At 61.5% G+C, this 14,539-nt stretch carries 15 protein-coding genes; 12 read left to right on the forward strand and 3 right to left on the reverse strand.

The window, feature by feature from the left end:
* Positions 1 to 9 precede the first annotated feature (9 nt).
* From BD293_RS12480 to BD293_RS12490, 3 genes are all read right to left on the reverse strand, one after another.
* The gene (locus BD293_RS12480; RefSeq protein WP_170207130.1) at positions 10 to 885 is read right to left on the reverse strand and encodes a cobalamin B12-binding domain-containing protein; all 876 of its coding nucleotides are present in this window, start codon (positions 883 to 885) and stop codon (positions 10 to 12) included.
* A gap of 105 nt (positions 886 to 990) precedes the next feature.
* Positions 991 to 1,968, reverse strand: a complete 978-nt coding sequence (locus tag BD293_RS12485) for a LysR family transcriptional regulator (protein WP_142082206.1) — start codon at positions 1,966 to 1,968, stop codon at positions 991 to 993.
* Positions 1,969 to 2,051: 83 nt separating this feature from the next.
* Entirely contained in the window at positions 2,052 to 3,011 is a 960-nt protein-coding gene (locus BD293_RS12490; protein WP_142079320.1) for an IS1595 family transposase, read from the reverse strand.
* A gap of 127 nt (positions 3,012 to 3,138) precedes the next feature.
* On the opposite strand from BD293_RS12490, the gene BD293_RS12495 reads away from it, so the two are divergent.
* The 12 genes from BD293_RS12495 to BD293_RS12550 all read left to right on the forward strand — a co-directional run bounded on the left by BD293_RS12495 (position 3,139) and on the right by BD293_RS12550 (position 14,456).
* The gene (locus BD293_RS12495) at positions 3,139 to 4,005 is read left to right on the forward strand and encodes an ABC transporter permease (protein WP_142082208.1); all 867 of its coding nucleotides are present in this window, start codon (positions 3,139 to 3,141) and stop codon (positions 4,003 to 4,005) included.
* A 17-nt stretch (positions 4,006 to 4,022) separates the two neighbouring features.
* The gene (locus BD293_RS12500) at positions 4,023 to 4,808 is read left to right on the forward strand and encodes an ABC transporter permease (RefSeq protein ID WP_142082210.1); all 786 of its coding nucleotides are present in this window, start codon (positions 4,023 to 4,025) and stop codon (positions 4,806 to 4,808) included.
* Positions 4,809 to 4,846: 38 nt separating this feature from the next.
* Positions 4,847 to 5,989 carry an ABC transporter substrate-binding protein gene (locus tag BD293_RS12505; RefSeq protein WP_142082211.1) on the forward strand — a complete coding sequence of 381 codons (1,143 nt, stop codon included), beginning with the start codon at positions 4,847 to 4,849 and terminating at the stop codon, positions 5,987 to 5,989.
* A gap of 56 nt (positions 5,990 to 6,045) precedes the next feature.
* Entirely contained in the window at positions 6,046 to 7,119 is a 1,074-nt protein-coding gene (locus tag BD293_RS12510; RefSeq protein WP_142082213.1) for an ABC transporter ATP-binding protein, read from the forward strand.
* A gap of 5 nt (positions 7,120 to 7,124) precedes the next feature.
* Entirely contained in the window at positions 7,125 to 8,459 is a 1,335-nt protein-coding gene (locus BD293_RS12515) for an aminotransferase family protein (RefSeq protein WP_142082215.1), read from the forward strand.
* A 4-nt stretch (positions 8,460 to 8,463) separates the two neighbouring features.
* A complete protein-coding gene (gene kce, locus BD293_RS12520; RefSeq protein ID WP_142082217.1) occupies positions 8,464 to 9,390 on the forward strand; it encodes a 3,5-dioxohexanoate:acetyl-CoA acetone transferase in 927 nt (308 codons plus the stop codon).
* Positions 9,383 to 9,877, forward strand: coding sequence for a GNAT family N-acetyltransferase (locus BD293_RS12525; RefSeq protein WP_142082219.1), 495 nt, complete (start codon positions 9,383 to 9,385; stop codon positions 9,875 to 9,877). The genes kce and BD293_RS12525 overlap by 8 nt, the downstream gene beginning before the upstream one ends.
* Positions 9,874 to 10,890, forward strand: coding sequence for a histone deacetylase family protein (locus tag BD293_RS12530; RefSeq protein WP_142082221.1), 1,017 nt, complete (start codon positions 9,874 to 9,876; stop codon positions 10,888 to 10,890). The genes BD293_RS12525 and BD293_RS12530 overlap by 4 nt, the downstream gene beginning before the upstream one ends.
* Entirely contained in the window at positions 10,887 to 11,918 is a 1,032-nt protein-coding gene (locus BD293_RS12535; protein ID WP_142082223.1) for a mandelate racemase/muconate lactonizing enzyme family protein, read from the forward strand. Before BD293_RS12530 ends, BD293_RS12535 begins: the two co-directional genes overlap by 4 nt.
* Positions 11,911 to 12,951, forward strand: coding sequence for an N-acetyltransferase DgcN family protein (locus tag BD293_RS12540; protein ID WP_142082225.1), 1,041 nt, complete (start codon positions 11,911 to 11,913; stop codon positions 12,949 to 12,951). The genes BD293_RS12535 and BD293_RS12540 overlap by 8 nt, the downstream gene beginning before the upstream one ends.
* 96 nt (positions 12,952 to 13,047) lie before the next feature.
* Entirely contained in the window at positions 13,048 to 13,416 is a 369-nt protein-coding gene (locus BD293_RS12545; RefSeq protein ID WP_142082227.1) for a winged helix-turn-helix domain-containing protein, read from the forward strand.
* A gap of 101 nt (positions 13,417 to 13,517) precedes the next feature.
* Positions 13,518 to 14,456, forward strand: a complete 939-nt coding sequence (locus tag BD293_RS12550) for a carbohydrate kinase family protein (RefSeq protein ID WP_142082229.1) — start codon at positions 13,518 to 13,520, stop codon at positions 14,454 to 14,456.
* Positions 14,457 to 14,539 lie beyond the last annotated feature (83 nt).

Genomic DNA, 14,539 nt, shown 5'->3' on the forward strand with positions numbered 1-14,539 from the left:
AGGACAGCTTCAAGCAGTGGCCTCAAGCGACAGAATGCGGCTGAGGTCGGATTGCGCCTGCTCGGCATTGGTGATGACCAGATCAAGATCGACAAGCGTGCGCAGCGTGTCCTCGTCTGTGTCATCGCCACCGGCAACAGCAATGATGATCGTCGGCAAGGCCAGCCTCAACGCGATCACCAACCGCACCAATGGATCAAGCCCCATCGGACTGCTCAGCGACAAGCCGATCACTGCGGGCCGGTTGGCGCTGACACAGTCGACCAATTCCGCATGGCTGCGGTCCAGTTGCAGACTGATTTCCCAGCCTGCATCGCGGAACACCTCTGCGGCGACACTGACGCCAAGGGTATGCTGCTCTCCGGGAACATTCGCAAAGACTGCATACTTTCTTGGGTTAGGGTCCACATATTCGGCATCACGGCTGGCACCAACACTGCGCACAACGGCATAGAGTTTGCCCACCGCCAATGTCACTTGCAGATAAGTCACCTCATCCGCGTCCCATCGGTCGCCCAGCTGGCGCGACGCGGCGGCGATATAGCCATACAGGTCGCCACGTTCTGCAACGACAGGGGACAGGCTTTCTTCCAGAAAGCGCAGTGCAATGGATGCGTCGGGCGCAAGCAGGATGTCACAAAATGTATTGACCAGTTCCGGGTTGGTCACGGCGGGTGGCAGGGCTGCGACGCGCCCGTTCAGCACATCGCGTTTTTCCGCCAGCCGCTCGACCACCTCTCGCGCAAGCCGCTCGACTGCGTCTGGCGGAAGCTTCCGGCGCTTCGCATCAAACAGGCTTTGCGTCCGCGTATAGAGCGCAGGATTGATATCGAAGCTGTGCCTTGATTCCATAATCTGTCCCCCCAGATCCGTAAGCATACTCATAACGACCCCGTTTCGTAAAGTATGCAGTTGCATATCGCGGAGATCCCTTGAGGAGAACGTCATAGCGCGAAAACGCGGATTGCCTACCCCTAGAGGGTATCTGCGTCACAAATTCTTTGTCGAAGGTCCGTAGGTCCGCGCTTCCATCGGCACCGCCGCGATGGCCGCGCGCAATCGCTGCAACAAGGACGCCTCGGCGCGGTTCAGCACGGCCTTGGGGTTCCAGACCAGATGCACATCAATGGCGGGCGGGTCATCATAGGGCGGCAGGCGCCACAGCAGGCCATCGCGCACATCCCGCGCCACGACATGCAAGGGCAGCGGCCCAATCCCCAAGCCCGCAATGACCATGCGCCGCACCTCTTCCAGATGGCTGGAGGTGCCGATAATCTTCTCGCTCAGCTCCGATTCAGCGCGCAGCAGGGTCACGGATCGCAGCGCGTCATGCAGTCTGTCTGTCTCAAAACTGACAGCAGACTGCCCGGCAAGGTCGGTCTTTTGCAGGTTCTCTCGTCCGAAAAGCGGGTGTGACGGGCCGCAAAACAGCCCGAAGAATTCGCGGTACAGGCGCATATATTCCAGCTTGGGGTCGCGCCGATGGACCAGACATACAGCCAGCGACGCAGTGCGCGCAGACACGCTGGCCAGCGCCTCTGACGATCCAAGCACACTCAGTGACAGGGTTGCGCGCGGGTGCTGGGCGTGAAATTCCGCCAAGACCTGATCAAAAACCGGGCAGACCACATGGCTGGCAACAGCCAGTCGCACATGGCCCGTCACCTCATCCGTCACATCGCGCATCAGGGTCGACAGGCGGTAAACCGCGCCATGTATCTCCAACGCTTCACGGTAGAGAACTGCGCCCGCGCGGGTCAGCTCGAACCGCCCCGGCGCGCGGTCAATCAGGCGCTTGCCGATCCGGTCTTCTAGTCTTTTCAGGGCAGTAGATACGGATGGCTGGGTCAGATGCAAACGCCGCGCAGCGTCGCTGATCGAGCGGGATTGCGCGATGACGACAAAACTGCGCAGCAGGTTCCAGTCCAGATCACGGGTCATCCGATCTGCGGTGCCAGTCTCGGCCATTGATAATACCTATAGTCATCATGCTAACTATCTATTTGCTTTATGACTGCCAGCTTTGCATGATATGGCTCAATTGGCGTTAATTATGCGTGCCTTGAGATAGGCAGGATTCCTGCGGCGGCGGCGAGTATCGCGCGGGGAGTTTGGTGTTTTGGAATGACTGCAAGTTGAAACCAGCGCAGGTAGCTGTCCAAGTACTTGGTTGCGATGCCGCGATGGCGCCGCAGGAATGTCTTGAGCCGCTCATGTCGACTGTTCACGGTTTGAATGTGCAACTCCCCGCGAACACGTTGTCCTGCAGTCTGGTTGAGGCTTTCATGGCTGATGCCCATTGCTGCTGCGCAAGGCGGGTAACTGGTGCAGCCATCAGTGACCAAGAGCGCATCAGGATCGAGAAGCGGCTGCAAAACCGCCTGCAGATGTGCGGCCGTCACTGCTGGCAAGACAGCACTTATGGTGGTGCCGGATCGGTCGGCTGCGACCAAGACCGGAACCTGCTCCTCCGACAAGCCGCGTTTGGCGGCCTTGCCGCCACGTTTACGGGCCTTACGATCAAGGTTTCGTTCACCTTTTCGGCTGCTCAGAAAGAAGGTCTCGTCGGCTTCGACGATGCCGCGCAACTTGATCGCCCCAGCCGTCACCGCCCGAAGAAAACGATGACGCCAACGAAAAGCGGTCGTGCGCGCCACCATGCAACGCTCAGCGGATACCTTTACCGTTTCGCCGTCACGTAACGAAGCAGCGAACTCTGCCCAACGGCCCTTGTGGCGCAGGCGCGCCAGCGGAGTACCGGTCAACGCGTTGAAGGTTTTGCCGCAGCCTTTGCAAAAGAACCGGGAAAGGCCACTTGCATGACCCCTGATGATAGCTCCTTCTGAAGCGCAGTGCGGGCAGATACGGTCCTCACGAACCTTTGCCTCAAGGAGATCGACCACCGCCTGCAATGACGGAGACCCAGAAAGGATCCGACTCGCCTCGGCGCGCTGGTCCGGCGAGAGGTTATCCGTCTCATTGAGCCAAACCAGAAAGATGTCGTGGTCCATATATACCCCTCCACACAGTATGTTCACTATATGTTCTATCGCACATGGGCACGCATAACAAACGCTAATTGAGCCCATGATTTTGACAAGCTGATTGAATTGCCCTCCTGTATTTCGGAACCCCCAAATGTCCGTTGAAGCCCGTGAAAAGCGGCAACCTTGGATTCTGCTGTCGCCCGCATTGGCCGCAGTCACCTTGCTGTTGCTGGTGCCGCTTTTGTTCATCGTGGTCTATTCTTTCTGGCTGCGCTCGGCTGTAGGGCCAGACACTCAGGGGTTCCATCCCGACAATTGGCAACGCGCGCTGACCGACCCATTTTACCGCTACATCTTGCTGAACACGCTGAAAATCGCGGCAATCACGACGTTCTTTTGTGCGCTTCTGGGCTATCCGGCAGCGTATTTCATCACCCGGTCCCAAGGCAACAAGCTGATCTTGCTGCTGCTTCTGATGCTGCCCTTCTGGATCAGCTACATCATCCGCACGATGAGCTGGATCAACATTCTGGGCAGTTCCGGCGCGCTGAATACGCTGCTCATCTCGACAGGGATCACCGATTCCCCCATTCAGATGCTGTATAACGAGGCGACGGTTATTCTGGGGCTGGTGCATTTCCTGCTGCCCTTCATGGTGCTGAACATTTATGTCAGCCTTGACGGGATCGACACCAATCTGGAAGACGCCGCCACCTCGCTGGGGGCGACCCGCTGGCAGGCGTTTACACAAGTGACCCTGCCCCTGTCACTACCCGGACTGGCGGCAGGTGGGCTGCTGTGCTTCGTGCTGGGTGCGGGCACTTATATCACGCCGCTTATCCTTGGCGGGCCGCGCGATGCGATGTTTGCCAATCTGGTATTAGAGGCGATCATCACACAATTGAACTGGCCGATGGGGTCCGCGCTGTCGCTTCTGTTGCTGATCGTGCTGGGCGCGGTGGTTGCGGTCTACAACCGGTATCTGGGCATGTCGCAACTGACAAAGGGGCTGGGATAATGGGCGGGAGCGGAAAAATGGGTTGGTCCTTCATTCGCGCCTATACGATTCTGGTCTATCTGTTCATGTTCCTGCCTGTGGCCGTGGTGGTGCTGCTGTCGTTCAACCAAAACCAGTTTGGCAGTTTTCCCATGACCGGCTTTTCCTTTCGCTGGTTCGAGGCGCTGTGGAACAATGACGCCGTGATGCGCGCCTTTCGAACCTCGCTGATCCTTGGCCTTCTGACTGCGGCGATTTCCACCACATTGGGCGTGTTAGCCAGCCTTGCGCTGGTGCGCTATGCGGTGCCGGGCAAGAACCTGATCACCACGATCCTGATTGCCCCCATTCTGGTGCCCGAAGTGGTGCTGGCGGTGGCGTTGTTGCTGTTCCTGAACTGGCTGGGCATCGGCAAAAGCTTTGCATTGCTGCTGGCAGGGCATGTCATCTTTACCCTGCCCTTCGTCATATTGGTGGTGCAGGCGCGGCTGGTCAGCATCCGCCGCGATGTGGAAGAGGCCGCGCTCAGCCTTGGCGCGTCGCCCATGCAGACTTTTTTCTCGATCACGCTGCCGCTGCTGATGCCTGCTGTCGCGGCCGGCGCGCTGTTTGCCTTCACCATTTCCTTCGATGACATCACCGGCACGCTGTTCTGGAAACCCGGCGGGGTGGAAACCGTGCCAACGCAGATTTTCTCGATGCTGCGCAATTCGATCAGCCCCGAAATCAACGCGCTTGGCACGGTCATGATCGTCATGACCGTGGGCCTTCCGCTGCTGGGTGCCGCGATTGCCCGAAGATTAGCCACCAAACGCGGCATGTAAGAACCGCGCCAACCCCAACCAACAAGGAGATACAAGACATGGACAATACGAAACGCTACGAACGCCTGCTGGAACGCTACCGCAATGGCGATCTGGACCGCCGCAGTTTTCTGGGCCTGATCGGTGCTGCCGGTGTCGCTTACGGTGTGCAAACACCCTTTGCGAAAATGGCCTTTGCGCAGGATGTGACACAAGTGCGCTTCGATGGCTGGGGCGGCGTGGTATCCGAAGCATTCCGCCGCCACGCATTTGATCCCTACACAGCCGAAACCGGCATCAACGTGGTCGATGGCACCTTTGCGGGCGGCGACGAATATCTGGCACAGGTGCGCTCCAGTCAGGAAGGCGAGTATAACATCGCACATCTTTCAGGTGTGTTCGACTATGCCCGCTATGTGAATTTCGGGCTGGATGTAGAGTTGAACATCGACAACATCCCCAACATGGAACTGGTCATGGACGCGCTGACCAACGCCTTCCGCGGCATCACGCCAGACCATCTGTCGGCAGTACCCTATAACTACGGGACCACGGGGCTTGCCTATAACCGCGCCTATATCTCGGATGAGGAAATCCGCGAGAAAGGTGCCTCGATCCTGATCGACCCCGAATATCAAGGCAAGATCGGCGGCTGGAGCGATTGGCGCACGCGGCTGTGGTATGCAGCGCTGCAAACCGGTCAAAGCCCGAATGACATTCAGGACATGGAAGCGGCGTGGGAGGCCATTCGCAACCACCGTGACCTTGCGCTGAAATATTGGGGGTCCGGGGCCGAATTGATGAGCCTGCTGGCCGAGGAAGAAATCTATGTCACCGAAGGCTGGTCTGGTCGGATCGCGGCACTTCAGGAACAGGGCCATGATATCGGCTATTACGACCCGCCCAGCAGCTTTGGCTGGCAGGAATGTTTGTTCGTCATCAAAGGCTCGCCCGTCGAGGCATGTGAGGAATTGCTGAACTTCATGCTGGCACCGGAAACATCCATCGCCGTGGCCGAAGGGCAGAACTACCCGCCCGCGCTGGATGGCAGCAAGGTCGATCTGGGCACCAAAATCCCGACCCTGCCCGCCTATGACCCATCGGGCACGCTGGACGCGCTGACCTTCGCCGACCCGACCTATTGGAACGGGAACGAGGCCGAATGGTCCGAAACCTTCTCGCGCGTCCAGCGCGGTTTTTGAACATTGGCCCCGCGCCCGATCACGGGCGCGGGGCTTTCAGGCAAGGGGTCACACACGTGAGTTCGGTTCAACTCAATAACATCGTCAAGCGCTTCGGCACGTTCACAGCGGTCGAGAAAACCTCGCTGACCATTCCCGACGGCGCGTTTGTCACGCTGCTGGGCCCCTCTGGCTGTGGCAAGACCACCACCTTGCGCATGATCGCGGGTCTGCTCGACCCCAGCGAGGGCGAGATCATCATCAACGACAAGCGCGTCAATGATGTGCCCATCCACAAGCGCAATCTGGGGTTGGTGTTTCAAAATTATGCACTCTTCCCGCACAAAGCCGTGGCCGAGAATGTGGCCTTCGGGCTGCGGTATCGCAATGTCTCAAAATCCGACATCACGCGACGGGTAAAGGACGCGCTGGAACTGGTGCAACTGCCGCAACTGGGCAACCGCTATCCCAAAGCGCTGTCAGGCGGGCAGCAACAGCGCATCGCCCTTGCCCGCGCCATCGTAATTGAACCCGATGTGTTGCTGCTGGATGAACCGCTATCGGCACTGGATGCCAACCTGCGCGAAGATATGCGTGTAGAGCTGAAGCGCATTCAGGAACGCATTGGCGTCACGACTGTATTCGTCACGCATGACCAGTCCGAAGCGCTGGCGCTGTCCGATCAGATTGTGGTCATGTCGAATGGGCGCGTGGAACAGGTCGGTGCGCCCGAAGATGTCTATAATACCCCCGCCAGCGAATTTGTGGCCCGTTTTCTGGGCGCGTCGAACATACTCGACGGGCAGTGCCTGTCGCGCGGGCCGGAAGGGGCCGTGCTGGATGTCCCTGTCTTCGGGCAAGTTACGGTTCCCACGGCCAAAGCCCCGCATCTGGCGGGCGCAGGTGCGGCCAAGCTGATTATCCGCGCCGAAAAGCTGCTTTTGCGCGACAGCCCGCCCGAAGGCGGCGCATTCTCCGCCCCTGCGACGGTCGAGACGGTCGATTATCAGGGCCAGTCCGTTCGCTATTTCGTCCGCGCTGGTGACACGCAGCTACAGGCGATAAACATGATCGACGAACGCCCCTTTCCTGCCGGCGCGCAGGTGCATATGACACTCAGGCCGCAAGATTGCGCGGCCCTGCCCGGATAACAGCCATGAGTCATCTTTTCTACCAGACCAGCCAGCGCCGCCCCCTGCTGGATCAGGCGCGCGGTGTTTACATGTGGGACGTCGACGGCAAGCGCTATCTGGATGGGTCAAGCGGCGCGATGGTGTGCAATATCGGCCATTCGAATCCGAATGTACTGGATGCCATGCGCCGCCAGATGGAAAAATCGACCTTCGGCTACCGGCTGCATTTTGAAACCGAAGCGTCCGAGCAACTGGCCGCCAGAACCGCCGCCCTGTGCCCCGAAGGCATGAACAAAGTATTCTTCGTCTCTGGCGGGTCAGAGGCCGTGGAATCCGCCCTGAAACTGGCGCGCCAGCACGCGCTGGCCGTGGGGCAAGGTAAGCGTTGGAAGATCATCAGCCGCACCCCCAGCTATCACGGTTGCACCTTGGGCGCGCTGGCGATCACCGGCTATGCGCCGCTGACAGCCCCCTTTGCCCTGATGATGCGCGAGATGCCGAAAATCCCTGCCCCGCGCGCCTATCTCGACGGGTTGGACCCCACCGACCCTGCCACCGGCGCGCATTACGCCGCCATGCTGGAGCAGGAAATCATCGCCCAAGGGCCGGACAGCGTGCTGGCTTTCGTGGTGGAACCCATTGGGGGCGCGTCCACCGGCGCGCTGGTGCCACCTTTGGGCTATATGCAGGCCGTGCAGGACATCTGCCGCCGCTACGGGGTGCTGTTGATCCTTGACGAAGTGATGACCGGCGCAGGCCGCACGGGGCGCTTTCTGGCACTGGAACACTGGAACCTCTCGCCCGATATCGTGGTGCTGTCCAAGGGCTTTGCTGCCGGATATGTGCCACTTGGTGCGATTGCGGCGCGCGATGATCTGGTGCAGGCAGTGCTGGACGGGGGCGGTTTTCTGCATGGCTTTACCTATGCGGGCAACCCGCTGGCCTGTGCAGCAGGGTGCGCCGTGATTGACGAAATCGCGCGGCTGGGGTTGGTGCAGAATGCGCAAGGGATGGGCCGCGCCTTGCGGGCACGTCTGGACGCCCTGATGGCCCGCCATCCGATCATTGGCGATGTGCGCGGGCAAGGGCTCTTGTTGGCCTTCGAGTTCATGGCCGACCGCGACACCAAGGCCCCACTGCCCAGCGCATTGAACGCCCATCAGCGCCTTGTCGATATCGCCTATGAGATGGGTCTGATCGTCTATTCCCGCCGCACCCGCGACGGGGTCGCGGGCGATCATATCATGGTCTGCCCGCCCCTGATCGTGACGGAGCAGCATCTGGACGAGATCACCCAAACGCTTGACGCCGCATTGACCCGGCTGGTCGATGATCTGGCGCTTTCGGAAATGGCATAAGCGCATGTCGGGCATCATCATCACCTGCGCGCTGACGGGGTCCATCCACACACCCAGCATGTCGCCCCATCTGCCTATCACCGGCGCGGATATCGCGCGCCACGGCATCGAGGCCGCGCAGGCGGGCGCGTCCATCCTTCATCTGCATGCGCGTGATCCGGTGACAGGCCAGCCTTCGGCAGCGTTGGCGCATTTCAACGGCTTCGTGCCCGCACTTGCGCAGGGCACGGACGCAGTTCTGAACCTGTCCACAGGCGGCAGTGCGATCATGTCACTCGATGAGCGGCTGGCCGCCCCCTTGGCGATTGCGCCGGAAATGGCGTCGCTGAACATGGGCACGATGAATTTCGCGCTCTACCCGATGCTGGGGAAAGAACGTGACTGGCTGCACGACTGGGAAAAGCCGTTTCTGGAGAATACCGATGATCTGGTCTTCAAGAACACGCCCCGCGACATTGCCCGCATTCTGACCACGCTTGGGGCCGAGCGCGGCGCGCGGTTCGAGTTTGAATGCTATGACCTGGGCCACCTGTATATGCTGCGCCATTTCGCAGACCGCGGGCTGGTCAAGCCGCCCTATTTCATCCAGTTCGTCTTTGGTGTGCTGGGCGGCATGGGGCCGGATGCCGAGAATCTAACCCATATGAAACGCATCGCCGACAAGCTGTTCGGGGCGGATTACCTGTTTTCTGTGCTGGCGGCGGGGCGGTTCCAGATGCCGCTGATTGCCCAATCGGCGGCGATGGGCGGGCATGTGCGCGTGGGGTTGGAAGACAGCCTGACCATCGCGCGCGGCCAGCTTGCGCGCTCGAATGCCGAACAGGTGATGAAAATCCGCGAGATCGTGGAGCGACTGGGCCGCGTGGTCATGACCCCGGATCAAGTGCGCGCGACATTGGGGTTGAAAGGTGCGAAGCAGATCAATGCGTGAAGCTGAAATTACGTTTCGCATCGTGGCCGATGCAACCGATCTGGCACGGCTGGAGCAGGCCTTGCGCACGCTCAGCGCAGATATCGGCGAGGATTATGCCGCAGGCAGCGCAGCACTGGAACATGCCCTGATCGGCCCGAACCCTGCCGCACATGGGCTATTGGCCCTGCATGGGGACCAGACGCTGGGGGCCGCTCTCTACAGCCCTGCCTTTTCCACAGTGCGCGGCGCTGCGGGAGTCTATGTGTCCGACCTCTGGGTCAGTGCCAATGCGCGCGGGCACGGGCTTGGCGCACGGCTTCTGGCGCAGGTCGCGCAACAGGGCGCTAACTTGTGGCAAGCCACATGGCTGAAACTCGCTGTTTATGACCACAGCCATTCGGCGCAGCAATTCTACATGCGGCTTGGCTTCGCGCCTGCGACCGGCATGCAGGAAATGCGCCTTGGCCCGGACGGCGTGACACATCTGATAAAGAGGATCGCATGAAAGCCGTATTCGACGACCGCCAGCGTCTGCATGACCCGCAGCATTACATGGCCAATGGCAAGACCTATCCCAGCCCCGAAGCGCCTGAACGCATTGCACGGCTGATGGCGGGCGCGCAGGCGGCGGGGTGTCAGTTTCAAGCGCCGCAAGACGCAGGGCTTGGCCCCATTGCTGCCATTCACAGCGCAGAATACCTGTATTTCCTGCAAAACATCTACACCCGCTGGCAACGCATCCCCGATTCAGGGCCAGAGGTGATCCCGAACATCCACCCCGCGTCGCGCCACGACAACTACCCAAGTTCCGCGCTGGGTCAGGCGGGCTATCATCAGACCGACACCTCTTGCCCGATTGGGGCGCAGACATGGGAAGCCGCGTATTGGTCCGCGCAATCGGCCATCACCGGCGCTGATCTGGTGGCGGGCGGCGAGCGCGCGGTCTATGTGCTGTCGCGCCCACCCGGACACCATGCGTTCCGCGATCTGGCGGGGGGGTTTTGCTTTCTCAACAACTCCGCCATTACCGCCGAACGCCTGCGCGCGCGCGGCCTTCGGCCCGCCATCCTTGATGTCGATGTGCACCACGGCAACGGCACCCAAGGCATATTCTACGACCGCGATGATGTGCTGACAGTGTCGCTCCATGCCGACCCTGACCGCTTCTATCCGTTCTTCTGGGGGGGCGCGCAGGAACGTGGGCAGGGGCGCGGGATGGGGTGCAACCTGAACCTGCCCTTGGCGCGCGGCACCGGCGATGACGCGTATATGAGAACCCTCGACACCGCCTTGGCACGCATCCGCGCTTTCGGGGCGGATGTGGTGGTCGTGGCGCTGGGGCTGGACGCCCATATTGACGACCCGTTCAAGGGGCTGGCCGTCACCACGCCGGGCTTTCAGACGATGGCAGCGGCGATCGCGGGGCTGGGCCTGCCGCTGGTGCTTGTGCAGGAAGGCGGCTATGTCTCGGACGCGCTCAGCGCCAATCTTACGTCCTTCCTGAAAGGTGCCTTATGAAAGTTGACTACCGCACGCTATACCTCAAGAAACGCTTTCCGCTGCGGATTTCTCGCGGCGAGATTTCGGGCGGTGAAAACCTGTTCGTGTCGGTCACGGACGGCGCACTGACCGGCTGGGGCGAAATGGCACCGGGGGTGACCGAAGGTGCGGCCACTGTGGCCGAAGGGCGCGCACAGCTTGAAGGGTTTTGCGCAACCGGGCTGGAGGGCGCGATCCATGACATCTGGGCGCGCGCCCATGCGGCGGGTGTCGGGGCTTGCGCGCTGGCTGCCCTTGATATGGCGCTATGGGATCTGCGCGCGAAACAGGCGAATATGCCGCTATATCAGCTTCTGGGGCTGGCACGGCGCGGCGTGGTGTCATCGCTGACCGTGGGCATCAACCCGCCCGAGGTGGTGCACGCGCGTGTGCCCTTGCTGCTCGCGCGCGGCGCGCGCGCGCTGAAGATCAAGCTGGGCAGCACGGACGGGATCGAGGCCGACAAGGCCATGTTCGCCGCCGTGAATGAGGCCGCACAGGGCAGCGGCGTGGCCCTGCGGGTCGACGCCAATGGCGGCTGGTCGCTGAAAGACGCACGCCGCATGATGGATTGGCTTGCCACGCGCGGGGTGGATTATGTAGAGCAACCGCTGGTACAGGGGGCCGAGGATCAACTGCCCGAATTGTTCCAGAACCGCGCCCTGCCCATCTTTGTCGATGAAAGCTGCCGCCTCTCCACTGACATCCCCGCATTCGTCCATTGCGTCGACGGGGTGAACCTAAAGCTGATGAAATGCGGTGGTATTACCGAAGCGTTGCGCATCGTCGCCACGGCCCGTGCCCATGGGCTGAAAACGATGATCGGCTGCATGGGCGAAAGCTCTGTCTCCATCGCGGCGGGGGCGTCACTCTCCGCGCTGTTCGACTATATTGACCTTGATTCCCACCTCAATCTCGACCCGGACCCCGCGACAGGCGCAGCCTTTGAGAATGGCGTCACCCTGCCCGCCGACCAACCCGGCCACGGAGGAATTCTGAATGCTTGATCCCACCCAACCCATCGCCTTGTTCGCCGAGGCGACCATGGGCAAGCTGAATGCCAAAATGGCCGAAGGCATCCTGCGCTATGGCCGCAACCCGGTGATGGCCGTGATCGACAGCACGCAGGCCGGAAAACGCGTGCGCGACCTGTGCGCGCTCGACAGCGATGTGCCTGTGGTCGCCACCTTGGCCGAAGCCCAAGGCCTTGGCGCACAGGTTCTGGTGCTGGGCACGGCCCCATCCGGCGGGCGTCTGCCCCCGGAATGGAAAGATGTTCTGGAACAAGCCATTGCGGGCGGGATGAGCCTTGTCAACGGGATGCACGACCGCTTGCATCCGATGTTTGCCGACAAGCTGCGCCCCGGCCAATGGGTCTGGGATCTGCGCGTGCCGCAAGGCGACGCGCCCCCCATCGCCATGGCGCGCGCGGCATCCCTGCCCAACACACGCGTGTTAATGGTTGGCACAGATATGGCCATCGGCAAGATGACCGCGGGGCTAGAGCTGACGCGCAGCCTGACAGATATGGGCCATGACGCCGCCTTTCTGGCGACGGGCCAGACCGGCATTGCCATCACGGGCCGTGGCATTCCGCTGGACGCAATCCGCGTGGACCATGCAGGCGGTGCTGTGGAACGCATGGTGATGGAGGCAGCGGCCCACAAGATTGTGGTTGTCGAAGGGCAAGGCTCACTCCTGCATCCGGGCAGCACCGCCACCCTGCCGCTGATGCGCGGCAGTGCCTGCACCCATATGATCCTGTGCCACCGCGCGGGCATGGACACGCTGGATGAATTGGACAGCGTGCGCATTCCACCGCTGCGCGATGTGATCGCTCTGAATGAAGCTGTGGCCCATGCCGCCGGGGCGCTGACACCGGCCAAAGTGGTGGGCATCGCGCTCAACACCGCCCGCTTGTCTCAAGCCGAGGCAGCGGCGGCGCTCAAGGCCACCGAAGATGAAACTGGCCTGCCCACTGCCGACCCGGTCCGCAACGGCGCGCTGCGACTGGCGCAAGCCATCCTTGCCGCCCGCTGACCGGACCACATAGCGGCCCCTTGTCCACCCCGGATCAGGGGCCGCCCTGCCACGCTGGCTCTTGCGCCGCACCGCAACTTGCCGCATTCCTGTGGCATGACAGCAGAAACAGACCCACCAGCGCTCCGCATCCGCATCGTCTTTGGCGGGGTCGGTATGATCGGCCCCGGCAAGGCCGAACTTCTGGAACGGATCGACCAATGCGGCTCGATCGCGGCAGCCGGGCGCGAAATGAACATGAGTTACAAGCGCGCGTGGGAATTGATCGGCACGCTGAATGCCATGTTCCGCGACCCCGTTGTGGACAGCACGCGTGGGGGGCCGGGGGGCGGCGGCGCAGTGCTGACACAGGCCGGGCGTCAGGTTCTGACCCTCTATCGCAGCTTCGAGGCGCAGTCCGCGCAGGCCGGGGCCGCGCAACTCGACAGCCTTCAGGCATTGCTCAAGGATCAGACCGAACCCTAAGCCTGCTGGCGCATTTGCGCAGCGCCACAATCTTTGGCATAACCTCGTGACGCAAGGGTCAGAGCAGGCATCTGACCGAAATTTCAAGTGGCGGATAATCTATGATTGTGTGTGGTGGTGAAAATCTGGTCGACGTGATCGAGATGGGCGATGAGCAGCAAGACCGCGTGTTTCACGCCGTCCCCGGTGGCTCGCCCTATAACTGCACACGCGCACTGGGCAGATTGGGTATGCCGACCGGCTATCTGACCCCCATTTCCAGCGACAGGTTTGGCGATGACTTGCTGGCAGGGTTGCTGGCCGATCAGGTCCGGCATCTGGGCGCGCGCCCCGACGCGCCCACCTCGCTGGCCATGGTCACCCTCAGCGACGGGCAACCCGATTACCGCTTTTACCGCAACGGCACCGCCGAACGCATGGTCACGCCAGAGGTCTTGCGCGCCACCATGCCAGAACAGGCCGAGGCGTTTCACATCGGCTCGCTTGCACTGTGCACCGGCAAGGACGCCGCCGCCTGGAGTGATCTGTTCATCGACTGCGCCCGGCGCGGCATCTTCACCTCTTTTGACCCCAACATCCGCCCGCTTCTGGCCGAAGAGGATGCGCGCGGCTATCGCGCCCGCCTCGACAAGATGGCCTCAGTGGCCAATCTGCTGCGCCTCAGCGACGAAGACCTTGCCTGGTGGCGCCCCGACCAGACAGTTCTGGACGCGCTTGCAGAACTGGTGGCCCTTGCGCCCAATGCGCTGGTGGTGCTTACCCAAGGGGCAGAACCGGTATTGTGCCACTGGCCCGGCGGCCAGATCGAGGTGCCCCTGACCCCTGTTGCAAATCTTGTCGATACTGTTGGCGCAGGAGACACGCTGATGGCCGCCCTTTTGGCCGGGCTGCACCGCAAGGGCGCTCTGGTCCCGAAGCAGATCGCCACCTTGCCGGGCGAAACCCTGCACCAGATCATCCGCGATGCCAGCAAGGCGGCTGCGATCACCTGCACCCGCACTGGATGCAACCCGCCCTATGCGCGCGAAGTCTGGCCCTGAAGCGCCACTTTTCCCCTCATTTTCTTGCCGCAAATACTCTGGGGGTGAATTGGCCGCAGGCCAAGAGGGGGCAAAGCCCCCTG

This window comes from Roseinatronobacter monicus (assembly GCF_006716865.1).
In the GTDB taxonomy this organism is placed as follows: Bacteria; Pseudomonadota; Alphaproteobacteria; order Rhodobacterales; family Rhodobacteraceae; genus Roseinatronobacter; species Roseinatronobacter monicus.